At 59.5% G+C, this 24,904-nt stretch carries 22 protein-coding genes; 9 read left to right on the top strand and 13 right to left on the bottom strand.

Annotated features, from left to right (window positions below):
• Positions 1–81: 81 nt before the first annotated feature.
• Positions 82–2,148: an AsmA family protein gene (locus IAE39_RS13015; protein WP_201202936.1), complete on the bottom strand. Its 2,067-nt coding sequence runs from the start codon at positions 2,146–2,148 to the stop codon at positions 82–84.
• A gap of 339 nt (positions 2,149–2,487) precedes the next feature.
• Here IAE39_RS13015 and IAE39_RS13010 point away from each other — a divergent pair, with 339 nt between their 5' ends.
• From IAE39_RS13010 to IAE39_RS13000, 3 genes are all read left to right on the top strand, one after another.
• Positions 2,488–2,850: a hypothetical protein gene (locus tag IAE39_RS13010; protein ID WP_201202934.1), complete on the top strand. Its 363-nt coding sequence runs from the start codon at positions 2,488–2,490 to the stop codon at positions 2,848–2,850.
• A gap of 121 nt (positions 2,851–2,971) precedes the next feature.
• Positions 2,972–3,604 (top strand): TetR family transcriptional regulator, encoded by a 633-nt coding sequence (locus IAE39_RS13005; protein WP_201202933.1) that lies wholly within the window; start codon positions 2,972–2,974, stop codon positions 3,602–3,604.
• 190 nt (positions 3,605–3,794) lie between these two features.
• Entirely contained in the window at positions 3,795–4,892 is a 1,098-nt protein-coding gene (locus IAE39_RS13000; protein ID WP_201202931.1) for an AGE family epimerase/isomerase, read from the top strand.
• A 99-nt stretch (positions 4,893–4,991) separates the two neighbouring features.
• Here the strand turns inward: IAE39_RS13000 and IAE39_RS12995 are convergent, their stop codons facing one another.
• Positions 4,992–5,759 carry an SDR family oxidoreductase gene (locus tag IAE39_RS12995; RefSeq protein WP_201202929.1) on the bottom strand — a complete coding sequence of 256 codons (768 nt, stop codon included), beginning with the start codon at positions 5,757–5,759 and terminating at the stop codon, positions 4,992–4,994.
• 753 nt (positions 5,760–6,512) lie between these two features.
• Here IAE39_RS12995 and IAE39_RS12990 point away from each other — a divergent pair.
• From IAE39_RS12990 to IAE39_RS12980, 3 genes are read left to right on the top strand one after another with little or no spacing between them, the layout of a single operon-like run.
• A complete protein-coding gene (locus IAE39_RS12990; RefSeq protein WP_201202927.1) occupies positions 6,513–7,400 on the top strand; it encodes a sce7726 family protein in 888 nt (295 codons plus the stop codon).
• A complete protein-coding gene (locus IAE39_RS12985) occupies positions 7,361–8,269 on the top strand; it encodes a sce7725 family protein (RefSeq protein ID WP_201202925.1) in 909 nt (302 codons plus the stop codon). Before IAE39_RS12990 ends, IAE39_RS12985 begins: the two co-directional genes overlap by 40 nt.
• A 4-nt stretch (positions 8,270–8,273) precedes the next feature.
• Complete coding sequence (locus tag IAE39_RS12980) at positions 8,274–9,317, top strand: RES domain-containing protein (protein WP_201202923.1); 1,044 nt, start codon at positions 8,274–8,276, stop codon at positions 9,315–9,317.
• A gap of 45 nt (positions 9,318–9,362) precedes the next feature.
• Here IAE39_RS12980 and IAE39_RS12975 read toward each other — a convergent pair whose 3' ends face one another.
• From IAE39_RS12975 to IAE39_RS12955, 5 genes are all read right to left on the bottom strand, one after another.
• Complete coding sequence (locus tag IAE39_RS12975; protein WP_201202921.1) at positions 9,363–10,079, bottom strand: ABC transporter ATP-binding protein; 717 nt, start codon at positions 10,077–10,079, stop codon at positions 9,363–9,365.
• Complete coding sequence (locus IAE39_RS12970; protein WP_201202919.1) at positions 10,076–10,951, bottom strand: ATP-binding cassette domain-containing protein; 876 nt, start codon at positions 10,949–10,951, stop codon at positions 10,076–10,078. The genes IAE39_RS12975 and IAE39_RS12970 overlap by 4 nt, the downstream gene beginning before the upstream one ends.
• The gene (gene livM / locus IAE39_RS12965; protein ID WP_201202917.1) at positions 10,948–12,249 is read right to left on the bottom strand and encodes a high-affinity branched-chain amino acid ABC transporter permease LivM; all 1,302 of its coding nucleotides are present in this window, start codon (positions 12,247–12,249) and stop codon (positions 10,948–10,950) included. Before livM ends, IAE39_RS12970 begins: the two co-directional genes overlap by 4 nt.
• A gap of 2 nt (positions 12,250–12,251) precedes the next feature.
• Positions 12,252–13,166, bottom strand: coding sequence for an ABC transporter permease subunit (locus IAE39_RS12960; RefSeq protein WP_194790242.1), 915 nt, complete (start codon positions 13,164–13,166; stop codon positions 12,252–12,254).
• Positions 13,167–13,322: 156 nt separating this feature from the next.
• The gene (locus tag IAE39_RS12955; RefSeq protein ID WP_201202916.1) at positions 13,323–14,459 is read right to left on the bottom strand and encodes a branched-chain amino acid ABC transporter substrate-binding protein; all 1,137 of its coding nucleotides are present in this window, start codon (positions 14,457–14,459) and stop codon (positions 13,323–13,325) included.
• 469 nt (positions 14,460–14,928) lie between these two features.
• On the opposite strand from IAE39_RS12955, the gene pncB reads away from it, so the two are divergent.
• Both pncB and nadE read left to right on the top strand, forming a co-directional pair.
• Complete coding sequence (gene pncB, locus IAE39_RS12950; RefSeq protein ID WP_201202915.1) at positions 14,929–16,134, top strand: nicotinate phosphoribosyltransferase; 1,206 nt, start codon at positions 14,929–14,931, stop codon at positions 16,132–16,134.
• Between the two features lie 3 nt (positions 16,135–16,137).
• Complete coding sequence (gene nadE / locus IAE39_RS12945) at positions 16,138–16,965, top strand: ammonia-dependent NAD(+) synthetase (RefSeq protein WP_201202913.1); 828 nt, start codon at positions 16,138–16,140, stop codon at positions 16,963–16,965.
• A gap of 107 nt (positions 16,966–17,072) precedes the next feature.
• Here the strand turns inward: nadE and azu are convergent, their stop codons facing one another.
• A complete protein-coding gene (gene azu, locus IAE39_RS12940) occupies positions 17,073–17,522 on the bottom strand; it encodes an azurin (RefSeq protein WP_025752457.1) in 450 nt (149 codons plus the stop codon).
• 349 nt (positions 17,523–17,871) lie between these two features.
• On the opposite strand from azu, the gene IAE39_RS12935 reads away from it, so the two are divergent.
• Entirely contained in the window at positions 17,872–18,459 is a 588-nt protein-coding gene (locus IAE39_RS12935) for a TIGR00730 family Rossman fold protein (RefSeq protein ID WP_201202907.1), read from the top strand.
• Between the two features lie 131 nt (positions 18,460–18,590).
• On the opposite strand, the gene IAE39_RS12930 is transcribed toward IAE39_RS12935, so the two are convergent.
• From IAE39_RS12930 to IAE39_RS12910, 5 genes are all read right to left on the bottom strand, one after another.
• Entirely contained in the window at positions 18,591–20,894 is a 2,304-nt protein-coding gene (locus IAE39_RS12930) for a YgiQ family radical SAM protein (protein ID WP_201202905.1), read from the bottom strand.
• 166 nt (positions 20,895–21,060) lie between these two features.
• Positions 21,061–21,306, bottom strand: a complete 246-nt coding sequence (locus tag IAE39_RS12925) for a DUF3077 domain-containing protein (protein ID WP_201202903.1) — start codon at positions 21,304–21,306, stop codon at positions 21,061–21,063.
• A gap of 728 nt (positions 21,307–22,034) precedes the next feature.
• Positions 22,035–23,432 (bottom strand): replicative DNA helicase, encoded by a 1,398-nt coding sequence (gene dnaB / locus IAE39_RS12920; protein WP_201202901.1) that lies wholly within the window; start codon positions 23,430–23,432, stop codon positions 22,035–22,037.
• A 113-nt stretch (positions 23,433–23,545) separates the two neighbouring features.
• The gene (rplI, locus tag IAE39_RS12915; protein WP_012316464.1) at positions 23,546–23,992 is read right to left on the bottom strand and encodes a 50S ribosomal protein L9; all 447 of its coding nucleotides are present in this window, start codon (positions 23,990–23,992) and stop codon (positions 23,546–23,548) included.
• Positions 23,993–24,012: 20 nt separating this feature from the next.
• Positions 24,013–24,876 (bottom strand): hypothetical protein, encoded by an 864-nt coding sequence (locus tag IAE39_RS12910; protein ID WP_201202899.1) that lies wholly within the window; start codon positions 24,874–24,876, stop codon positions 24,013–24,015.
• Positions 24,877–24,904 lie beyond the last annotated feature (28 nt).

Here is a 24,904-nt window from a genome sequence, read left to right as displayed (position 1 = left end):
GAGGTGGCTTAACCTGACCCTGTGCTGATCCCTTGTAGGCGCGGCCTTGTGTCGCGATGGGCCGCAACGCGGCCCCCTTTCTCATTTCTTGCCTTTCACCGCAGCCGGCGCCTTGCCCGCCTTCATCTGCTGCAACAACGGCGTGCACTGGTTAGGATCATCCCCGCTGCTAGGCGCAATCAGTGCCAACAGCCCCGCCGCCGGTCCGGCCACCACCCCCAGCGCCACCATCCCCGCCCCACGCAACGCCAGCGGCACCGCCTGCACACCGGCACTCGGTTTGGCAAACGGCCCGCGTACATACAGCGGCGAACGCAGCGAGAACAGGCGCAAACCTTTCGATTCCGGGGTGACCTTCAGGTCCAGCTGCTCGCTGGCAAAGTTGGCCGTGCCGTTGATGTAGATGATCGCGTTCTCGGTATCGAAGATGAACAACCGGGTCGTCGCCAGGCCATCCTTGATCCCGACATCGGCGGCCGCGCAGTTGATCTTCACGTCCTCATCGCCGAACAGCTTGCCAACCACATAGTTGCCCACGTTCAACCCGGCGATTTCCATGAGGCTGCGGCTGATCGCGCCATCATTGACCAGCATACGCAAATCGCCATTTGCCGTGCCCAGCAAGGCTGCCACCGAATTGCCCCGGCCACTGATGTCGGCATCGCCGTTCAGCTCACCAAAGCTGGTCTGCATCGGCGCAAAGGTGGGGAACAGTTGCTTGAGCTTGAAACCGCGCGCCGTCAGCCGGGCACGGCCTTGCAGCGGCACGCTTCGACCATCCAGGCGGATATTGGACGCAAGGCTGCCACCCGCCACGCCAAACCGTAGGGGGTCGAGCCGCAACAGGCCATCTTCGAGGATCACGTGGGCCGACAGGTCGTTGAACGGCAGTTGCTCGCTGTGCACGATGCGCTTGCCGGCAAAGGTGACGTCTGCGTCCATTGCGCGCCAGCGCTCGGTGCGGAACTCTTCTACTGGCAGTACCTTGCCGGCCGGCTGCTTGCTGGCGCCGCCACGGGCTTTTTGCTCGGCATTGCTGTCGGCACCGATCAGCGGCGCCAGGTCCTTGAACAGCAGTTGGTTGGACACCAGGTTGCCGGCCAGCTTGGGCCGTGGCTGGCTGGCGACGAAGGCCAGGTCGCCGTGGATATCACTGTCGCCGATCTTGCCGTTGAAGCCCTGGTAATTGAACGTCGCCCCCTGCGCCGCGTGCAGGTTGGCGCTGAGGCGGCCGTCGGTGGAGTAGGCCGGGGTGTCGGGCAGGGTAACCCCGGTCAGTGGGTACAGGTTGCCCAGGCTGGCACCCGACAGCCGCAGGCGCAGGTCGAGGGCGCCGAGGTTGCGCGGGTCGGTCAGGGTACCGGCAAGCACCACGTGGGTATCGGCGATGCGCACGTCAGCCTGTAGCGGGAACGGCTGGCTGGCGTCCTGCAGGGCCAGCAGGCCGCCGATCTTGCCGGTGCCGGATACCGGCTGGCCCTTGTAGCGGCCCTGGGCCTTGAAGCCGAAGGCGTAGTCCTGCGCACCGCCGGCTTTCTCGGCGCTGGCCTTGCCGACAATATCGCTGAACGGGATGGGCTTGCCCAGCGGGTCGACCTGCACCTTCATGCTGGTTTTCAGGGTCTGGTCGTCGAAGCTGACATTGCCCTGGTCAAAACCGATCGCACCAATGTCCAGCACCCACTTGGACGGCGCTGCGTTTTCATCCTTCGGCCCGAAGTCGAAGGTCCAGTTGGCGCGGCCATCGGCCAGGCGCGTCAGGCTGGCCGTGGGCTTGGTCAGGTTGATGCGCGGGATGCTGATCTGCTGGAACAACAATGGCAGCGGTGCCAGGCGAAACTCCACGCGCTCCAGGCCGACCATTTTCGGTTCCTTGAGCCACTCGGGGTTGCCCAGGGTCAGGTCTTCGGCAATGAAGTGCGGCCACGGCACCCAGGCACGCCAGCCGCCCTCTTCGGGCTCGGTGCGCCAGTGCACGGCGAGGTTGCCATTGATCGCGAATGGCCGGTGCAAGGCCTCGGAGACCTTCTCGTTTAGCAGCGGCTTGACCCGGTTCCAGTCAAAGGTGGCGATCACTACCACCAGTATTGCCAGCACTGTCAGCAGCGTGGCTAGGGTCCAGACGACGATTCTGGCGGGGCGCGTCATTGCGTGATTCTCCTTGCGGTATGGCACAGAACAGGCGCAGCGATGGCACTTAGTATCTGGGACTGATGAAAACCCGAGGGGTTTTATCCATGGCGCCATGATAACCAAGTTTTTCCTGGCGTTTTGCTCAGCAATGCGTCGCGCCACTACCTCGTGTTACCCATGGGCGATGACGCCATATAGCCATCATCCTGCCCGAAAACCGCGATCTAGAGATGTTGCGAACCTCTATCAATACGGTCGATTGTTACCATTACCCGTATGAACTTCTCTCTGGCGTTACCCGGCGTAGCATTGGTTTCGTACCCACTTTCCAGCCCCCGAGAGGAGCACCCAATCATGAAACGCCCCCTGCTGACCCTGACCCTGTCCATCCTGGCTGCCAACGCTTTCGCCCTGCCAGCCGCCGAACAGCACCTGACTGCCGAATCGCGCTCCAGCGCCATCGAAATTGCCCAGCCGCTGAAAACCGTTGCTGAAGGTGGTTCGGATCGCCTGATCGAGAAATCGGGTCGCGTTGCCGAAGGTGGCTCGGATCGCCTGATCGAACAGTCTGGCCGTGTTGCCGAAGGTGGCTCCGACCGCCTGATCGAACAGTCTGGCCGTGTTGCCGAAGGTGGCTCCGACCGCCTGATCGAACAGTCTGGCCGCGTAGCCGAAGGTGGCTCGGATCGCCTGGTTGAACTCAGCCGTGTGAGCTGATCAACATGGCCGAAAAGAACAACCTTTGTCACAACGCATGCTCCCCTCCAGGCCCGGTCATTGACCGGGCTTTGTTTTTTTAACTAGAGTGCCCAGCCTTACCGTCACAGAAGCCCGCACCATGCTGCCGCGCGCCGAACAGAAGCTACAGACCCGCCAGGCCCTGCTCGATGCCGCCTGCCTGCTGATGGAGAGCGGCCGTGGTTTCGGCAGTATCAGCCTGCGTGAAGTGGCGAAGACGGCCGGCATCGTGCCTACCGGCTTCTACCGGCACTTTCCCGACATGGACGCCCTGGGCCTGGCCCTGGTGGCCGAAATCGACACCACCTTCCGCCAGACCATTCGCCTGGTGCGCCACAACGAATTCGAACTGGGCGGCATTACCGACGCCTCGGTGCGCATTTTCCTCGACGTGGTTGCCGCTCACCGCGCGCAGTTCCTGTTCCTGGCCCGCGAGCAGTACGGTGGCTCGCAGCCCGTACGCCAGGCCATTGCCCGCCTGCGCCAGGACATCAGCGACGACCTGGCCACCGACCTTGCGCGCATGAAACGCTGGCAGCACCTGGACAGCGCCGCGCTGGCGGTGATGGCCGACCTGGTGGTGAAGACTGTGTTCGCGACCCTGCCCGAGCTTATCGACAGCCCGGAGGCAGGTTATCCACAGGCGCTGACGCCGCAGGAAAAAATTACCCAGCAGCTGCGTTTCATTTTTGTCGGGGCGCGGCATTGGCAGGGGTTAGGCAACCCGGGCTGATCTTTAGCCTGTACTGGCCTCTTCGCGGCGGTTCGACGCATCGATAAACCTGCTCCCACAGGTAATCCACATTGCTCGGTCCTGTGGTGATCCTGTGGGAGCGGGTTTACCCGCGAAGAGGCCCGCACAGGCTACCGAAAACCCCACTTCTGCTACCATGGCGCCCTGCCCGACAGCGACGAGCGCCGAAATGTCCAACCCCCGCCCCACCCTGCCCGCACTGGCCCGTTTCAACCAGCATTTTGCCGAGCGCATCGTGCCGATGTGGCAAGGCCCGGGCTGGAACGCCGACATGGCCCTGCCCTACGAAGCCCTCGACGCCCAACACCAGCCCTTGCCGGTGCAGCGCTACCGGGCCATGGCCTGCGCACGCCAGCTGTACCTGTTCAGCAGCCGTATCGAACAACCGGGCGCGGCCGAACGGGCGGCGGCCCTGTTCCGCTCGCTGCAAAAGCATTTCCACGACGCCGAACACGGTGGCTGGTTCTACAGCATCGATGCCCAAGGCAAGCCGCTGGACCGGCGCAAGGACCTGTACACCCACGCGTTCATCGTCTTCGCCTGCGCGCACTACTGGGGCAAGGTGCGTGAAAGCCTGGTGGCGTCCACCCTGAATGCCGCACTGGGCATCATCGACCAGCAGTTCGCCCGTGACGATGGCCTGTACGAAGCCAGCCTGGGCGAAGACTGGGCCGACCTGGGCAGCGGCCCGCTGCAGAACCCGCAGATGCACCTGGCCGAGGCCTTCCTGCAGGTACTGGCCGTACGTGACGACGAGTACGTTCAGCAATCGCTGCTGCAACTGTGCGAAGCCCTGCAGGCGCATTTCATCGAACCTGCCCACGGCCTGATGCTGGAAAAGCCACGTGGGGATGTGGATAACTGGTTTGAGCCAGGGCACCAGTTCGAATGGTTCTACCTGCTGCACACCTCGCCGCTGCTGCGTGATACGCCGCTGCATGCGTCGATCGACCGGGCGTTCGGCTTTGCCGAGCAGCGTGGGGTGAAGGATGGTGCAGTGCTGGCGATGCTGGCTGTGGATGGCCAGGTGCTGGATGCCACACAACGGATCTGGGCGCAGGCGGAATACCTGAGGGCGCTGGTGTTGCGGGCTGGGGACGAGGCGAAATTGCCTGGGCAGTTGCAGGTGCTGGAGGCGCGGTTCCTGCGGGACGCGGGCTGGTATGAGTGCCGGGATGGTGAGGGCAATGTCAGCCGGCACGATATGCCTTCGACGACGCCCTACCACTTGGCGACCTGCCTGGAAGGGTGGCAGCGCCTGGGCTGACGCATTCGCGGGTGAACCCGCTCCCACAGGTACTGCACAGTTTTCAAGTTCTGTGATGTCCCTTGTGGGAGCGGGTTTACCCGCGAAGAGGCCCTCGGATCAGCCCCTGGCCGAACGGTCGATCGAGAGCCCGGCGAAGTCCTGGCGCACCGGCATCAGCTCGAGGCTGTTGATGTTGATGTGCGCCGGCTGGTTGAGGATCCAGAAGATGGTCTCGGCAATGTCCTGCGGCTGGATCGGCTCGGCGCCCGCGTAGGTGGCGTCGTATTTCGCCTGGTCACCGCTGTTGCGCACCAGTGAGAATTCGCTCTCGCACAGGCCCGGCTCGATGTTGCTCACCCGTACGCCGGTGCCGCGCAGGTCGCAGCGCAGGCTCAGCGAGAACTGGCCGACGAAGGCCTTGGTCCCGCCATACACGTTACTGCCCGGGTACGGGTAGTTGCCCGCCACAGAACCGACGTTGAGGATCGACGCGCCGCGACCATAGGCGATCAGGCGTGGCAGCAACAGGTGGGTGGTGTACATCAAACCCTTGATGTTGGTGTCGACCATGGTGTCCCAGTCGTCCAGGCTGCAGTTCTGCGCTGCGTCCACGCCCAGCGCCAGGCCGGCGTTGTTGACCAGGCCGCGCAGCTTGTCGAAACCGGCCGGCAGGCTAGCGATGGCCTGCTCCATGGCCTTGCGATCACGCACATCAACAGCCAGGCCATGCACTTCGGTCTTGGCCGAAAGCTCGGCGCACAGGGCGTCCAGGCGCTCCTTGCGGCGACCGGTTAGCACCAGCTTCCAGCCAGCATCGGCAAAACGGCGGGCAGTCGCCTCGCCAAAGCCGGAAGTGGCGCCAGTGATGAATACGGTGGACGTCATGCTCTGTTCCTCACGGTAGGTGGTCATGGCAGCTTCGCAGCATGCCCGCGGCCGACGCTGGCGGCAAGCTGTACAGGCCGCTGTTCATTTTTTGTTCATATGCTGCAAACCCTTGTGGCAGAAGGCCCGGCGCCAGCTATGCGCATGTTATCCACAAGGCTTTCCCCACGGATTGGGGGCAACTTGTCCACTGAGCGGAACCCTTTCAGCGGGTTGTGGTCGGTGGATATCTTTTGGGTGATGGCGCAAGGCTTTCAAGCATGCCGCTTGTAGCGGTCTGTCCAAGGTTTTTGCACAGAGTTACCCACAGGATTTGCACCCACCGAAATATGCACGCAGGGCACTGAAAAGCTTGGGGAAATCATCCACAACGGGGTTCTGATCAAAAAATGATCACCTCGCTTCACGCCTTGGTATCAAAGGGCTTGAGGGAGATGCCACCATGTTTTCCACAGGCAGTTCCACATTATCCGTGGAAAAGATCTGGCCTGTGGAAACAAGGGCTTGGGAGAGGATGGTGATGCGTATGGCGAGAGGTGCGCGACAAGTTGTCCACATTGGGAATGGGGGTCGCAAAGGGGCTCCCTTAGGCAAATACGGCCCAAATGGCCAATCTTCAACTCTTCATTGATCAGCATCTCGTACCCATCCGACTATGCGGGTCTCTGGCCCGCCACAGAACCTTAGATGTCAGGGTACTAGTGTGCTAATATTCCGGCGAAATCTTATCCAAGGGACACTTGGAATCAAGCAATGCTTAATCGCCCAGATTTGTCACAAATTTTTTCCAGCAAACGTATTACCGAGCTTAGCTTCGGAGATACCCGCTTCATTGAAGCCATAGCCTCATCCTTCGAAGCTGAACTTGCAGAGAACTTCACTATTAGTGAAGTTTATGATGCGTGTTATAGCACACTGAGCAAAACTTTCAGAAATGAATATTTTCTTAAGAACATCATCATTCAAAAGATACTTTTAGGAAAACATTCCCTCAATACAGCTACAGCAATTACTGAGTTCCGCGTAGGCAAAAGTAAAGCTGACTGTGTGATAATAAATGGTCACTCAACGTGCTATGAAATAAAGTCAAATTACGACAACCTCGATAGACTCCATGGCCAACTCAGCCATTATAGGATGATTTTCGACAAGACGTATGTGGTTGCTGAAGAATCTCAAATTGAAAAATTGAGCAAATTCGATCTTGGTGATGCTGGCTTGATGCAACTAACCCAGCGAGGAACGCTAAAAACGCTAATAGAAGCCACGACCATTCGCGACGCTATTGATGCTAGCACTTTGATTCGTTCATTGAGGATGAATGAATACCTTGAGCTTGTGAAGCGCATCCATGGCTACAAACCGGACCTTTGTAACACTGAAATTTTCTTCGAGTGTGAACGATTGATGAAGGCTGCATGCCCTACTAAACTGCGGATCGAGTTCTGCAAAGTACTAAAAAACTCAAGAAAAAATGATCAGCACTTTCTGAGCGCTTTGCCCGACTCACTACTTGCTGCGGGAATTAGCTACAAACTAAATAAAAGCCAACAAAACAAGCTTATATCAACGCTCAACAGCCAACATAGAAAGGACGCTTTATGTATTACCCAATCCTTAGAGGCAAACAGTTTGAATTAATCGCACTTAGAGAACTGGCAGCCAAACTTCCACCCAAAACAGTCACACCATTTATCGAGCCTGTCAGAATTAATTTAAGACCACTGACAGCTACCATCGAATGCCTCTACGAACAAGGCATAATGCCCGTTATCGTTATAAACCCATCACTCGGCGATTTTTCAAAATCAGAAACAAACTTAGCAGACTCCCTAAACAAGGTAGTTAAGAACAAGTACATACCATGTATAAAAATTAGCGCAAACCGAAAAATCTCTGAAGAAATTCAACGGAGCATCAACAACGAAACTGCAGTTTTCATCGAAGGCAGCATTGACAAAACAACCATTGCACTTATAAATGATGCAAAGTTCACTTTCATTAATACTGAAAGAGTTTCTACCGCAGCAATCCCACTACTGAAAAATTTAGTTATCTATAAAGATTCCTTTGATAAACAGTCAAGAAACGCCGACTATCAAGAATCCTCCTTTTATTCGAACACTCATGTCGACTACAACAAAACAGAAAATGCAATCGGATTTGGTGACTTCACCATTTTGAGCGAGGATTATAGCGAATCCGGCGGACCTGCTTATGTAGTAACCATACATTTGAGCTACATTGATGACGAGCAGTTCGATTCAATGTACGTGCGTCATTTCTCCTCATTTAACGATGATTCTCCTACCAACCCTGGCGGTAAATTTAGTGATGCTCTGCAAAAATTGACCGCCTATGTTAATGACAACCCCCAAAAATTTTATAAATCGACGGGGTTAACTGGTCTTCTCGATCTGAATGCTAAGCCGTTCCCCGGTCTAGGCGTAGTTAAGAAAATGTCTTTGAAACATCACATTGAAACTATTGCTGATTACATAGGGGAATGATGAGATGACGGCATGCTGTATCAACTGTTTCTCAGACATTGCCATCAAGGAAAAAATTAACAGCCTTGCTGAAATAAACCGCTGTAGTCACTGTGGCAGCGCACGAACAAACTGTATTTCTCCCGAAAACCTCAGGGACAAGCTAGAGCTATTCACCTATGGCCTTGAAGAATCAACGGATGGATATAGCTTTACCGAAATACTTGACTATCACTACGGTATCTTTACAAAAAACGTCCGATCAGCCTCGGACCTAATTGATGAGATATTTTCTGAACAGGGGTATTCGAATCGTCGCTTCGTATTTACATTCGACATCCTACGCCACAACCAAGAATGGGAAGAATTCAAGCAGGAAATCAAGCACACCAATCGCTTTTTCCCTAAAGCCTCTATTTACTCAACCATTTTCAAACAAGCAACAACTGCCGCCGGCAGCATAGTACTATTTCAACTAATAGAGCAGCTTAAAACCCCGATCTACCCTCGTGAAGGTTTTTATAGGGCGCGTATCTCCGACACGCCCCTAAAGAGCGATAAAATGGGGAGCCCTCCCGCGAGCATTGTTAGTGGAGGAAGGGCGAATCCTGTTGGCGTCCCCTACTTATATCTTGCTGAAAACATCGAAACCTGCATCAACGAAGTTCGCCCAACTAACTCAACAAAAGTTTACGTCTCAGAAGCCTCCCCTAAGAAAGAACTTTCCCTATTAGATTTAACTGAACCTCGAACTGCTTGCTCAGCCGCGTCATTTGAAGAGGATCAATTAGAGCTTGTCCTAAACTTACTTAACCTGCTTGAGATTTTTTCAAAAGACTTATCAAAGCCTGTCAGGCCTGAAAGCGGTCACTTAGAATATATCCCAACTCAATTCCTCTGCGAATTCATAAAAACCGAGGCCAGATTGGATGGTATTATATTCAACAGTTCGTTCGCATCAGGGAAGAATTATGTTGTTTTTGATACTGATTCATTCAATATAAAAGACCCCAACGAATATACCGTCATTGAAACTTCCCACAGAACGCTACCGTCATATTCACAATAATGCTGAACGTTGCTAGCCCGTCGCGGCTAGCAACGTTGATGATTCTTAATGCCCGCCCAGATAAGCGTTACGCACCTCTTCATTGACCAACAACTCCTGCCCCGTCCCGGTCATGCGGATCTGCCCGTTGACCATCACATAAGCCCGGTCCGACAGCTTCAGCGCATGGTTGGCATTCTGCTCGACCAGAAAGATGGTCATGCCAGTCTTGGCCAGCTCACGCAGGGTCGAGAAGATCTGCTTGACCACGATCGGCGCCAGCCCCAGCGAGGGTTCGTCCAGCAACAGCAACTTCGGCCGGCTCATCAGCGCCCGGGCAATGGCCAGCATCTGCTGCTCGCCACCGGACATGGTCATGGCCCGCTGGTTGCGCCGCTCTTTCAGCCGCGGGAACAGCTCGTACATACGCTGCATGTCTTCGGCGGCATGCTTGTCGCCAATGGGGATGGTGCCCATCATCAGGTTTTCCTCGACGGTCATGTCGGGGAACACCCGGCGCCCTTCCGGCGACTGGGCGATGCCGTTGGAAGCAATGTAGTGCGACGACTTGCGGGTGATGTCGGTACCGCGGTACACGATCTGCCCGGAGGCCGCACGGGGCTGGCCGAAGATCGACATCAGCAGGGTCGACTTGCCGGCACCGTTGGCGCCGATCAGGCTGACCGTCTCGCCTTCGTTGATGTGCATCGAGACCTTTTTCAGCGCCTGGATCGGGCCGTAGAACACGTCCAGGTCCTTCAGCTCGAGAATGGGTGCAGTCATACCAGTTCCTCTTCGTCGGCACCCAGGTAGGCGGCGATCACCGTCGGGTTGTGGCGGATGTCCTGCGGCGCGCCTTCGGCAATCACGTTGCCGTGGTCCAGCACCACGATATGGTCGGAAATGCTCATGACCATGCCCATGTCGTGTTCGATCAACACCACGGTGATGTCGTGCTCGTCACGCAGCACGCGGATCATGCGGCTGAGCGCCTCGGTTTCCTGCGGGTTCAGGCCGGCCGCCGGTTCGTCCAGGCAGATGATCTTCGGCCGCGTGCACATGGCCCGGGCGATTTCCAGGCGGCGCTGCTGGCCGTACGACAGCTCGCCAGCCAGGCGGTTGGCACAGTCGACCAGGTCGACCACTTCCAGCCAGTAGAAGGCGTGGTCCAGCGCGTCGCTTTCGGCCTTGCGATAGGCCTTGGTGTTGAGCACCCCGGCCAGCAGGTTGCGGTTGACCCACATGTGCTGGGCCACCAACAGGTTTTCCACCACCGACATTTCCTTGAACAGGCGAATGTTCTGGAAGGTGCGCGCCAGGCCGGCACGGTTGACCAGGTGGGTACCGCCGAACATCTTGTAGTACATGCGGTTGGCAAAGCGCGCCGGCGACACGAAGTCGGCCGCCTGGAACCGCTCGCCGAGCAGCTGGATGACGTTGGTGTGGCTGCCGCGCACGTTCAGCTCGATGCGCCCGCCACTGGCCTTGTAGAAGCCGGTCAGGCAGTTGAACACGGTGGTCTTGCCGGCGCCGTTGGGGCCGATCAGGGCGAAAATCTGGTTGCGCCTGACCTTGAGGCTGACGTCGCTGAGCGCCTTGATGCCACCAAACTGCATCATCAGGTTGTCGACCGAGAGAATGATTTCGTCGCTCATGGCGCCACTCCTTTACGCGGGGTCACACCGGTACGGCTGATGCGGATCAGCCCACGCGGTCGCCAGATCATCATCAGCACCATCAACACGCCGAACAGCAGCACGCGGTACTCGGAGAAGCTGCGCAGCAGCTCTGGCGCCACGGTCAGCACGAAGGCGGCAATGACCACGCCCACGGTCGAGCCCATGCCACCCAGCACAACGATGGCGAGGATCAGTGCCGACTCGAAGAAGGTGAACGACGACGGGTTGACGAAGCCCTGGTAGGTGGCGAAGAACACCCCGGCCAGACCTGCGGTGGAGGCACCCAGGGTAAACGCCGAGAGCTTGACCAGTACGTGGTTCAGGCCCATCGAACGGCAGGCGATCTCGTCTTCGCGCAGCGCTTCCCAGGCACGGCCAACCGGCATGCGGGTCAGGCGGTGCTTGATGTACAACACCGCCAGCACCACCAGGAACAGCACCGCGTAGATGAACACGAACTTGAGGTTGGCGTTGTATTCGAAGCCGAAGAACTCATGGATCGGCACCCCACCGTCCTTGGCCCGGCGGCCGAACTCCAGGCCGAAGAAGGTTGGCGACGGTGCCGGCATGCCATTGGGGCCACCGGTGAACGACAGCCAGTTGTTCAGCACCAGGCGGATGATTTCGCCAAAGCCCAGGGTCACGATCGCCAGGTAGTCACCGTGCATGCGCAGCACCGGGAAGCCGAGGATGCACCCCGCCAGCGCCGCCGCAATGGCCGCCAGCGGCAGTACGCTCCAGAAGCCCAGGCCGAGGTACTGGTAACCCAGCGCCAGGCCGTAGGCACCGATGGCGTAGAACGCCACGTAACCCAGGTCGAGCAGGCCGGCCAGGCCGACCACGATGTTCAGGCCCAGGCCCAGCAGCACGTAGATCAGGCCGAGAATGACCACGGTCAGCAGGTACTTGTTGGCGAAGATCGGGAAGACAATGGCGATCACCACCAGCGCCGGGATGATGTAGCGCAGCCGCGACACGTAGTTCGGCGCGCGCACATGCACACCCGAGCCACCGCTGTCGAAGCCTTCGAGCATGCGCCGGCCGGCAGCGGTCTGCACGTACAGGCTGAGCAGGAAGCGCCCGAGCATCACCCCACCCACCAGCCACGCCACCCGGCGCGGTTCGGCGTTGAAGGTGTAGCCGTCGAGCACCACGCCGACGATCGGGCCGAAAACGATCAGCGCCAGCAGGCCGGCAACGATGGTTTCGAGCAAACTGCGTTTGATATCGAAACCTTTGGTTTCAGAGGCAGAAGCAATCTTGGCAATCGACATGTTCACACCTTAGCCACGAGCGGGCGACCCAGCAGGCCTTGTGGGCGGAAGATAAGGATCATCACCAGCAGCGAGAAGCTGAACACGTCCTTGTAGTCGGAGTTGATCAAACCCGAGAACAGCGACTCGGAGATACCCAGGATGATCCCGCCAAGCATGGCGCCCGGCAGCGAGCCGATGCCGCCAAGCACTGCAGCGGTGAACGCCTTGATGCCGATGATGAAGCCGGCGTAGAAATCGAAGGTGCCGTAGTTCATGGTGATCAGCACGCCGGCCAGCGCGGCCATCACCGCACCGATGACGAACACGTAGGAGATCACCCGGTCGGTGTTGATGCCCAGGATCGAGGCCATCTTGCGGTCTTGCTGGGTGGCGCGGCACATGCGGCCGAGCTTGGTGTACTTGATCACGTAGGTGAGCAGGCCCATGCCGACGAAGGCTGCCACCAGGATGAAGATCTTGGTGTAGGTCAGTTGCACGAAGCCGGTACCGACCTCGACGCGCATGGCGCCTTCAAGCAGGGTTGGCACGCCTTGCTGGCGGGCGCCCTGGCTGATTTGCGCGTAGTTCTGCAGGATCAGCGAAATGCCGATGGCACTGATCAGCGGTGCCAGGCGGGTGGAGTTACGCAGGGGCTTGTAGGCGATGCGCTCGATGGTGAAGCCATACACGCCGGTGACCACCACGGTGAACAACAACGTGCCGAGCATCAAAAGCGGGAAGGATTCGATACCGAAGTAGGCCAGCAATGCCAGGCTGATCGCCGCCAGGTAGGCGGAAATCATATACACCTCGCCGTGCGCGAAGTTGATCATGCCGATAATGCCATAGACCATTGTGTAGCCGATGGCGATCAGGCCATAGACCGACCCGAGGGTCAGGCCGTTGACCAGTTGCTGCAGGAAAATACCATCCATAACGCAATCTCACTGAGCGAGACTGCACGCATGCCGACCACGCAAGGCCACGGATGAAGCGGCCCCAGCAGTGCACAAACGTGCAGGTCTCCGAATAAGGACAGGTACCGCGGGGCTTCGGCCCGGGCGCAGGCGCACCCGGGCTGCGGGCCGTTATTATTTTTGTTTATCCAGCTGGTGGTACTTGCCGCTCGCGTCCCACTGGTAGACCACGTAGTCGGACACGGTCAGGTCGCCCTTGCTGTCCCACTTCTTCTCGCCCATCACGGTTTGCACCGGGTTGGCCTTGAGCCACTTGGCCGCGTCTTCGCCCTTGTTCGACTTGGCACCGTTGAATGCGGCGGCCAGCGCCTGCAGCGAGGCGTATGCATAAAGGGTGTAGCCTTCAGGTTCGGTACCGGCCTTGCGGAACTCTTCCACCACCGCCTTGCTGTCTGGCAGCAGGCGTGGGTCGGCACCGAAGGTCATGTACACGCCATCGACGTACTGCGCGCCACCGGCGGTCGCTACCAGTTCGTCGGTGACAATGCCGTCATCGGACATGAACTTGACGTCTTTCAGGCCCTGCTCGCGCAGCTGGCGGACCAGCGGGCCGGCTTCCGGGTGCAGGCCACCGAAGTAGACCACGTCGGCACCGGTGGAGCGGATCTTGGTGACCACGGCGCTGAAGTCTTTCTCGCCACGGGTCAGGCCTTCGTACAGCACAGGCTTCACGCCACGTTTTTCCAGCTGCGCCTTGGTGGCGTCGGCCAGGCCCTGGCCGTAGGTGTCCTTGTCGTGCAGCACCGCGACTTTCTTGCCCTTGAGCACGTCGACGATGTAGTCGCCAGCGACGATGCCCTGCTGGTCGTCACGGCCGCACATGCGGAACATGGCGCTCAGGCCGCGCTCGGTAACCTGTGGGTTGGTGGAGCCCGGGGTGATGGCGATGACGCCCGCCTCGTCATACACCTCGGACGCCGGGATGGTGTTGGAGGAGCAGAAGTGGCCGACCACACCGATTACCTTGTCCTGGTCGACCAGGCGGTTGGCCACGGCCACGGCCTGCTTCGGCTCGCACGCGTCATCGCCTTTTACCAGGACGATTTTCTCGCCATTCACGCCACCGGCGGCGTTGATCTTGTCGGCCGCTGCCTGCGCACCTTTCATGTACTGCTCGCCAAACGCTGCGTTGGCCCCGGTCATGGGGCCCGCTACACCGATCTTGACGTCGGCCTGAACATACGAAGAAACACCCAGTGCCGTAGCTACGGCCAGAGCCAGGAAACCTTTCTTGTAAAACGTCTGCGACATGAGGTGGTGCTCCTAGAGTTTTTTTTGGTTGGCACTACAACTTCTCAGCCCTGTGCTCTGAGCAAGGGCCGTGCCATAGGTTTTGTCTTCCGGGAAAACACACTGTGACGGGCGCCAGCAGGCGACCGACGGCCTTTTCTTTATTGAGCGTGCAACCGTCTGCCACGCGGCAGGCGCCACCACACGTACAGACAAGGAGCAACCGTCGAGTGCCATCATTGCAACCCTGGCAAGTGTTTACGTGCAACCGCCCTGTAACAGCCGACGTCACCGAACTGCACACCGTTGGTGCGCGACTGCTACAGGCAGCACTGTTTCAAGGCTAGCTGGTGCACAAAAAAACACGCGGTTTTGGCAGATACGCGGGCCCTGTGGGAGCGGGTTCACCCGCGAAGAGGCCAGCCCAGGCACAACAAGCCCGAAAAGGCTGGCACAATGTCCGCCATTCGCCGCTTCCGGAGCCCCCTTGATGAGCGAAAGCGCATTCGCCGAGCGCATCGTGCACAACCTGCTCGACACCGACTTCTACAAACTCACCATGATGCAGGGCGTGCTGCACAACTACCCGGACGCCGACGTCGAATGGGAATTCCGCTGCCGCAACGGCGAGGACCTGCGCCCCTACCTCGGCGAGATCCGCAACCAGCTGGAACTGCTCAGCGACCTCACCCTCGATGATGGCCAGTTGGGTTTCCTTGAGCGCATCAGCTTCCTCAAGCCCGACTTCCTGCGCTTTCTGCGGCTGTTCCGCTTCAACCTGCGCTACGTGCGCATCGGTATCGAGAACGACCAGCTGTTCCTGCGCCTGAAAGGCCCGTGGCTGCATGTGATCCTGTTCGAAGTGCCACTGCTGGCGATCATCAGCGAAGTACGCAACCGCCAACTGCACCCGCATATGCGCCTGGCCGAGGCCCGCGACCAGCTGTACCGCAAGTTCGACTGGCTGCGCGCGCATGCCAGCGAGGACGAGCTGGCCGAAATGCAAGTAGCCGACTTCGGCACCCGCAGGCGCTTTTCCAGCCGCGTGCAGGAAGAGGTGGTGCGGGTGCTGCGTGACGACTTCCCGGGCCGTTTTGTCGGCACCAGCAACGTCGACCTGGCATGGAAACTGGATATCAAGCCGCTGGGTACCATGGCCCACGAGTGGATCATGGCCCACCAGCAGCTCGGCCCACGGCTGATCGACAGCCAGATTGCCGCGCTGGACTGCTGGGTACGCGAGTACCGCGGCCTGCTCGGCATCGCCCTGACCGACTGCATCACCATGGATGCCTTCCTCGGCGATTTCGACCTTTACTTTGCCAAGCTGTTCGACGGCTTGCGCCACGACTCGGGCGAGCCGGTAGCCTGGGCGGAAAAGGCCATCGCCCACTACCAGAAACTGGGTATCGACCCGATGACCAAGACCCTGGTGTTTTCCGATGGCCTGAACCTGACCCGCTCGCTGGAAATCTTCCGTGCCCTGCGCGGGCGCATCAACGTCAGCTTTGGTATCGGCACCAACCTCACCTGCGACATCCCGGGTGTGGCGCCGATGAGCATCGTGCTTAAAATGACCGACTGCAACGGCGCACCGGTGGCCAAGATTTCCGACGAAGCCGCCAAGACCCAGTGCCGTGACGAGAACTTCGTCGCCTACATGCGTCATGTATTCAAAGTCCCCAGCAAGGAGTAACCCATGCAAGCGGTTCAGCAAGAGATTGCCCAGGCGCTGAAGGTCCAGCCGCCGTTCGCCGACGCTGCAGCGCTCGAGGCCGAAGTTGCCCGGCGCGTGGCGTTTATCAAGGGCTGCCTGGCCAATGCCCGGCTCAAGACCCTGGTGCTGGGCATCAGCGGCGGCGTCGACTCGCTGACCGCCGCCCTGCTCGCCCAGCGCGCGGTCAACGAGTTGCGCGCCGAAACCGGCGACAAGGCCTACACCTTCATCGCGGTGCGCCTGCCGTATCAGGTGCAGCATGACGAGCATGACGCCCAGGCCTGCCTGGAAGTGATCAAGGCCGATGAAGTGCACACCGTGGACATTGCCCCGGCAGTGCGGGCATTGGCGGCGGAAGTGGTTGAGCTGAAGAACGGCTCGCCAACCCTGGTCGACTTCGTGGTCGGCAACGTCAAGGCACGCACGCGCATGGTCGCCCAGTACACCATCGCCGGCGCCCGCGCAGGCCTGGTGATCGGTACCGACCATGCCGCCGAGGCGGTGATGGGCTTCTTTACCAAGTTTGGTGATGGTGCCTGCGACCTGGCGCCGCTGAGCGGGCTGGTGAAGAACCAGGTACGGGCGATTGCGCGCAGCTTTGGTGCGCCGGAGTCACTGGTGGAGAAGGTGCCGACTGCAGACCTGGAAGACCTGGAGCCGGGTAAACCGGACGAAGCGTCGCATGGCGTGACCTACCAACAGATCGATGCCTTCCTGCATGGGTTGCCGGTTGACCAGGCAGCGTTCGACATCATCGTCGCCACCTACCGCAAGACCCAGCACAAGCGCGAACTGCCGTTCGCCCCTTGATCAAGCTACCAAGGCAGTAGGAAAACCTGTGGGAGCGGGTTCACCCGCGAATGCGATGGTAGCTCCACCGACGCATTCGCGGGTAAACCCGCTCCCACAGGCTTCGATTACTTGACGACGACCTTGCCCTTCATCATCGAGATGTGGCCCGGGAAGGTGCAGAAGAAGCTGTAGTCACCACCGGCTTCCAGCTTGGTAGCGTCAAACTTCACTTCGGTTTCTTTCTCTGGCGCGCCGATCATTTTGGTGTGGGCGATGATCGCGGCGTTGTCAGCCTTGATGTAGTCCTTGTCCAGCCCCTGGCTCATGCCTTCGGTGGCAATGCCCTGCATGTCGGCAGTCTTGCTGATCACCAGGTTGTGGCCCATGACGTTCTTCGGCAGGTTGCCGGAGTGGGTCAGTTTGACGGTGAATTCCTTGCAGCTCTTGTCGACGGTGATTTCCTTGGTGTTGAAGGACATCTGGTCAGTCGAGTCGACGGTGACCGAGCACTCGGCGGCGAAGACAGAAGCGCTGGCGAGGGTCAGCAGGGATACCGCTACAGCTTTCGCAAACATCATGAATCTCCTTGGCAGGGTTTTATCAATTGCGAGACTGCCTGAAACCGTTCAGCCCCTTGCTGATATGGGTCAAGGGGGTGTCAAGTGGCCAGCCAGTTGAATTGTTCAATGGATTGTATACAACCAATCTAAGGGCACATCATGCCCTTTTATTAGACGATGGGACAACCTCTCATTTAGGAGCAATACCAAATGCCCATCTCCAATTTCCTCAACAGCCTGCTCGCCGCCTACGCCCACGGTGCCACGGGCGCCATCTGCGAATTCTCCCGCCCCGAATGAAAGCGGCCTTGGAAGCGACGGGCATGCGCCGTACCCTGTGCAGCTGAGTGACAGGAGATGAGCAATGCCCGTACGTTCCGTTTGTGTGTTCTGTGGTGCCAGCATCGGCAGCAACCCCGCCTACCGTGAAGCAGCCATCGCGCTGGGCCAGGCCATTGCCCGCCGTGGCCTCACCCTGGTGTATGGCGGTGGTGCGGTCGGTTTGATGGGCGTGGTGGCCGACGCGGCCATGGCAGCCGGTGGCGAAGTGGTCGGGATCATCCCGCAGAGCCTGCTGGACGCTGAAGTCGGGCACAAGGGCCTGACACGGCTGGAAGTGGTCGATGGCATGCATGCACGCAAGGCCCGCATGGCCGAGCTGAGCGATGCCTTCATCGCCTTGCCGGGTGGGCTGGGTACGCTGGAAGAATTGTTCGAGGTGTGGACCTGGGGGCAGCTGGGTTATCACGCCAAGCCGCTGGGGCTGCTGGATGTGAACGGCTTTTACGACAAGCTGGGCGGGTTCCTCGACCATATCGTCGAAGAAGGCTTTGTGCGCCCGCAGCACCGGGCGATGTTGCTGCTGGGGCAGCAGCCGGATGAGCTGCTGGACGGGATGGACCGCTTTGTCGCACCGGTGGCGCCGAAGTGGGTCGACAAGAAACCCGATTGATCTCGATTGATCTCGTTTGATTGGCCTGACACCTAACCTGTGGGAGCGGGTTCACCCGCGAATGCGATGGTAGCTCTACTGACGCATTCGCGGGTAAACCCGCTCCCACAGGGTTCTATGCAAGGCCTGGATTAACGCGGGATGACCGGCTGACGCGGCTTCTTGCCCTTGCCGCCACCGCCTTTGGCCGCCTCTTTGCGCTCCTTGGCCGCCTGCTGGTTACGCGCAAACGCCTCGGCCTTGGCCTTTTCACGCTTGTCCCACGGCTTGCTGCCATCGCTTGCACGCGGCGGCAGGCCGGTGTGCTGGGTCAGGATCTTCTGCTCCTTGCCCACCTTGTGGCTACCGGCCGGCGTCGAGTTCTTGCGACGCGCACTCTGGTAGGTATCGGTCTGTGGCTGGTGCAGCGGGATCAGCTGGTGCTTGCCCGGCCCGATCAGGTCGGCACGCCCCATGCGCTCCAGCGCTTCACGCAGCATCGGCCAGCCTTTCGGGTCGTGGTAACGCAAGAACGCCTTGTGCAGGCGGCGCTGCTCTTCGCTCTTGACGATCTCCACCCCTTCGCTCTTGTAGGTCACCTTGCGCAGCGGGTTCTTGCCCGAGTGGTACATGGCCGTGGCCGAGGCCATCGGCGACGGGTAGAACGCCTGCACCTGGTCGGCACGGAAGCCGTTGCCCTTCAGCCACAGGGCCAGGTTCATCATGTCTTCGTCGGTGGTGCCCGGGTGCGCCGCGATGAAGTACGGGATCAGGTACTGCTCCTTGCCCGCCTCTTTCGAGAACTTCTCGAACATGCGCTTGAAGCGGTCGTAGGTACCGATACCCGGCTTCATCATCTTGTCCAGCGGGCCACGCTCGGTGTGTTCCGGGGCAATCTTCAGGTAACCGCCAACGTGGTGGGTGACCAGCTCCTTGACGTACTCCGGCGATTCAACGGCCAGGTCGTAGCGCAGGCCCGAGGCAATCAGGATCTTCTTCACACCCGGCAAGGCACGGGCCTTGCGGTACAGTTCGATCAGCGAACTGTGGTCGGTGTTGAGGTTTTCACAGATGCCCGGGAACACGCACGACGGCTTGCGGCAGTGCTTCTCGATCTCGTGGCTTTTGCAGGCGATGCGGTACATGTTGGCGGTCGGGCCGCCAAGGTCGGAAACCACGCCGGTAAAGCCCGGTACCTTGTCACGCATCTCTTCGATTTCGTGCAGGATCGACTCATGCGAGCGGTTCTGGATGATGCGGCCTTCGTGCTCGGTGATCGAGCAGAAGGTGCAGCCACCGAAGCAGCCACGCATGATGTTCACCGAAAAACGGATCATCTCGTAGGCCGGGATGCGCTCCTTGCCATACGCCGGGTGAGGAATACGCGCGTAGGGCATGCCGAACACGTAGTCCATTTCCTCGGTGGTCATGGGGATGGGTGGCGGGTTGAACCACACGTCCACCTCGCCATGCTTCTGCACCAGCGCACGGGCGTTGCCCGGGTTGGTTTCCAGATGCAGCACGCGGTTGGCGTGGGCGTAGAGCACCGGGTCGTTACGCACCTTTTCGAACGACGGCAGGCGGATCACCGACTTTTCGCGGGTCACGCGCGGGCTGTCGAGAATCTGCACCACCTTGGCTTCGTTCGGGTCTTCCTGCTCGCCCTTGGCCTGCTCGATGGCGCAGGCCTGGGTGTCCTGGGTGTTCACGTACGGGTTGATAATCTTGTCGACGCGGCCCGGGCGGTCGATGCGGGTGGAGTCGATCTCGAACCAGTCGGCAGGCGTGTCACGGCGAATGAACGCGGTGCCACGCACATCGGTGATGTGCTCGATCTTCTCGCCCTGGGACATGCGCTGCGCGACCTCGACGATGGCCCGCTCGGCGTTGCCGTACAGCAGGATATCGGCGCTGGCGTCGATCAGGATCGAGTGGCGGACCTTGTCCTGCCAGTAATCGTAGTGGGCAATACGACGCAGCGAAGCCTCGATGCCACCCAGCACGATCGGTACGTGCTTGTAGGCTTCCTTGCAGCGCTGGCTGTATACCAGGCTGGCACGGTCCGGGCGCTTGCCGGCCAGGCCACCCGGGGTATAGGCGTCGTCGGAACGGATTTTCTTGTCCGCGGTGTAGCGGTTGATCATCGAGTCCATGTTGCCCGCGGCCACACCGAAGAACAGGTTCGGCTCGCCGAGCTTCATGAAGTCGTCTTTGGACTGCCAGTTCGGCTGGGCGATGATGCCCACGCGGAAGCCCTGGGCTTCCAGCAGGCGGCCGATGATGGCCATGCCGAACGACGCGTGGTCGACGTAGGCGTCCCCGGTCACGATGATGATGTCGCAGGAATCCCAGCCGAGCAGATCCATCTCCTCCCTGCTCATTGGCAGGAAAGGTGCTGGCCCGAAGCATTCGGCCCAGTACTTGGGATAGTCGTAGAGTGGTTTGGCTGCTTGCATGTCAGTGACCGGTTCTGGTGTACAGGGAAATCGCGGGCGCGGAATATAGCACAAATTTTGACCAAATCCGACTGGATTCGTGGGGGATTGGTGGGTGGGGCGACGGCTGGGGTGGGCAAGGGTGCCGGATGGTTGGCTTGGGGGTTGCGGTGGGGTTGCCAGGTGTTCACCGCAACATTTTCAGCGCCTTGGCCATCGCACTCAAATAATGGGCAGCCCAGATCATCATCGGCTTCTCATCCATCAACCCGGTGATGGTCAACTCGCGCACATACCCCATCAACTCCGAAGACTGCTCGCGAGCGTCCCGGCACGGGATCCCGGGCTCGATGCGGAACAATGGGTGGATGCCATTTTCGCCTTGATAGAACGTGGTCTTGCCGACGGTGAACTGGGTGTCTTCTGTTGTCATTGTTCAATCCCCTCGAATTTCTCGACCGCCTGGGCCGGCCTCTTCGCGGGTAAACCCGCTCCCACAGGTACGGTGCAATTCTTGAAGCCTGTGGTGATCCTGTGGGAGCGGGTTCACCCGCGAAAGGGCCCGCCCAGGCGACATATCAACGAAGCCTTACAGCAGGCATCTGCCCCTGCATCGGGTTGTCTTCATCAAAAGGGGGATCGCGGGGCGGATCGGGGACAATCCTGAGCATGGCGTAATCTCGTCTGACTCCGAAAAGACCGCCACGGCATCACTTGCATTTGATGGGTGGCGGCTACGTACGGGTCTGCAAGACCGGACAGACGATAAAACCGGCAGATCCGAGGATCTCCCGTACTCAGCCACCATTGACCGAAATTGCCGACTGGCAGCAATCCGGATAGCGGTAGTAATCGTCTGCGGGCTTGCAGGCCCGGTCGCTGCTTGGGCAACGACAGAGCCAGACCAGGCCGCCCGGAAAACCACCGCAATGGCGCAAAGGCGGTTGAAAGCTATTTCAGAAACGGCCTACACGCAACAGGAAAAAGCTGATTATTGCTTGGAGAAATAGGCCAGCACAGGCCTTGTAGGAGCGGCCTTGCGTCGCGATGGGCTGCACAGCAGCCCCGGCACTTTTGCATCTTCGCTGAAATCCTGGGGCTGCTGCGCAGCCCATCGCGACGCAAGGCCGCTCCTACAGGGGTCCCTGCTAGCTCAATGAGTTATTCATCATCGTCGAAGTTGTACATACCCGGCGCGAGGTTCTCAAAGCGGGTGTACTTGCCGATAAACGCCAGCCGCACAAAGCCGATGGGGCCGTTACGCTGTTTACCGATGATGATTTCCGCCACGCCTTTGTGTTCGGTCTCGGGGTGGTACACCTCGTCGCGGTACACGAACATGATCACGTCGGCGTCCTGCTCGATTGCACCGGATTCACGCAAGTCGGAGTTCACCGGGCGTTTGTTCGGGCGCTGTTCCAGCGAGCGGTTCAGCTGCGACAGGGCAATAACCGGGCAGTTGAATTCCTTGGCCAAGGCCTTGAGCGAGCGGGAGATCTCGGAAATCTCGTTGGTACGGTTGTCACCAGCCGAACCCGGAATCTGCATCAGCTGCAGGTAGTCGACCATGATCATGCCGATTTCACCGTGCTCGCGGGCCAGGCGGCGGGTACGGGCGCGCATTTCCGACGGGCTGATGCCGGCGGTATCGTCGATGAACAGCTTGCGGTCGTTGAGCAGGTTCACTGCCGAGGTCAGGCGCGGCCAGTCGTCGTCGTCCAGCTGGCCGGAACGCACCTTGGTCTGGTCGATACGGCCCAGCGACGAAAGCATACGCATGATCAGCGATTCGCCTGGCATCTCGAGGGAGAACACCAGCACCGCCTTTTCGCTGCGCAGTACGGCGTTTTCCACCAGGTTCATGGCGAAGGTGGTCTTACCCATCGACGGACGGCCGGCAACGATGATCAGGTCGGCCGCCTGCAGGCCGCTGGTCTTCTCGTCCAGGTCGGTGTAACCGGTAGAAATACCGGTAATGTCGCTGTCGGAGTTGAACAGCGTATCGATACGGTCGATGGCCATGGTCAACAGTTCGTTGACGCCCACCGGGCCACCGGTTTTCGGCCGCGCCTCAGCGATCTGGAAGATCTGCCGTTCGGCATCGTCGAGGATTTCCTCGGCATTCCGCCCTTGCGGGTTGAAGGCGTTATCGGCGATGTCGGTACTGATGCTGATCAGCTGGCGCAACGTGGCCCGCTCGCGAATGATCGCGGCGTAGGCCTTGATGTTGGCTACCGACGGGGTGTTCTTGGCCAGCTCGGCCAGGTACGCCAGGCCGCCGACTTGCGACGACAGGCCTTCCTTGTCCAGTTGCTCGTGCAGGGTCACCACGTCGAATGGCTGGTTGGCGTCGGCCAACTTGTGCACGGCACGGAAGATCAGGCGGTGGTCATGCCGGTAGAAGTCGCCATCCGATACCTGATCCAGCACACGCTCCCAGGCGTTGTTGTCCAGCATCAGGCCACCGAGTACGGCCTGTTCGGCCTCGATGGAATGCGGAGGCACCTTCAGGGCTGCGGTTTGCAGGTCAAGCTGTTCGGAGTTGGTAATCTCGTTCATGGCCACGAAAGAATTCTGGAGGACGAAAAAAACAAAGGGCACGGCCTGTAGAAAACAGGACCGTGCCCGATGTTAACCGCCTGGCCCGCAAGGAGCCAGCCAGTCAGCGCAGCTTAGGCAGCTACGACAACCACACGTACGGTGGCTTCAACGTCGCTGTGCAGGTGCACGGCTACGTCGTATTCGCCAACCTGACGGATGGTGCCGTTCGGCAGACGAACTTCAGCTTTGGCCACTTCAACGCCGGAGGCGGTCAGGGCGTCAGCGATGTCGTGGGTGCCGATCGAACCGAACAGCTTGCCTTCGTCGCCAGCGGTGGCAGTGATGGTCACTTCCAGCTCGGCCAGTTGGGCAGCGCGGCTTTCAGCCGACGATTTACGGTCTGCAGCTGCTTTTTCCAGCTCGGCGCGACGCTCTTCGAACGCAGCCAGGTTGGCGGCGTTGGCAACGGTGGCCTTGCCGAATGGCAGCAGGAAGTTACGGCCGTAACCAGCCTTAACTTTTACTTTGTCGCCCAGGTTGCCCAGGTTAGCGACTTTTTCCAGCAGGATCAGTTCCATTTGGTAAAACCTCTTAACTTTTAACCTTCACCGTTCGCGGAGTCATTCCCCTTGGGGGACTTGCGACCGCGAAAATCAATCAGGCTGTCGACAATGGCCAAAACCACCAGCAACGGATAAATCAGCTGCATGATCAGCGGCAACGTCACGTACATGCCCACCAGCCAGAAACCGGCCAGTCGGCCCTGTGCCACCAGCCCATGCATCAAGGCGATGCCGGCCAGCACCAGTACCAGGCTGGAAGCCGATGCCAGGATGATGAACTGCGGGCCGATAAACGGCGCCACCACCATCACTGCCACCAAGACCGCCATGGTCTGTTTCGGCAACTTCAGTTCGCGAAACTCGCGACCGAAGCCTCCAGGGTTGTACAACGCTGCCTGCCAGTAGCGCCCCAGCATCAAAGCCAGAACGCTGAACAATTGCACCGTCACTGCTGTGGAAGCGACCAGCACAGGGCGGATCAGCTCACCGGAGAGCACCGGTTGCCCGTCGACTTTCGGCATGGCTTCGGCAAACGCCTTGGCCAGCACATCGAAGGTTTGCGCCAGCGCCAGATCAAGCACGAGGCTGAAAGCCACGGCGAACACGGCACTGGCGAGCAACACCCGGCTCCAGGGGTGCTCGGCACGCAACATGGCGGCCAGGGCCAGGGCACCCGCAATCACCATAAAGGTGATGGGATCGCCCATGACCCACACGGCCAACCCGGCCAGCAAGCCGCCGGCGATGACCGATGTAGCATCCTTGAACCCGCGCCGCAGCAGCACAAGGCTGCCGGCAGCGGCACTCAACCAGAACAGCAGCGGCAGTACCGCGCTGATGACCACCACGAGGGTGGCCTGCACACGACCGCGCATGATGAAACTTGCTAACGCTCGCATGCTAATCCCTTACTGCTTGTCGACGACC

The organism is Pseudomonas sp. S37 (genome assembly GCF_016658545.1).
In the GTDB taxonomy this organism is placed as follows: Bacteria; Pseudomonadota; Gammaproteobacteria; order Pseudomonadales; family Pseudomonadaceae; genus Aquipseudomonas.
The sequence above is the reverse complement of the archived record's forward strand: the minus strand, read 5'-3'. Positions and strand labels throughout refer to the sequence as shown.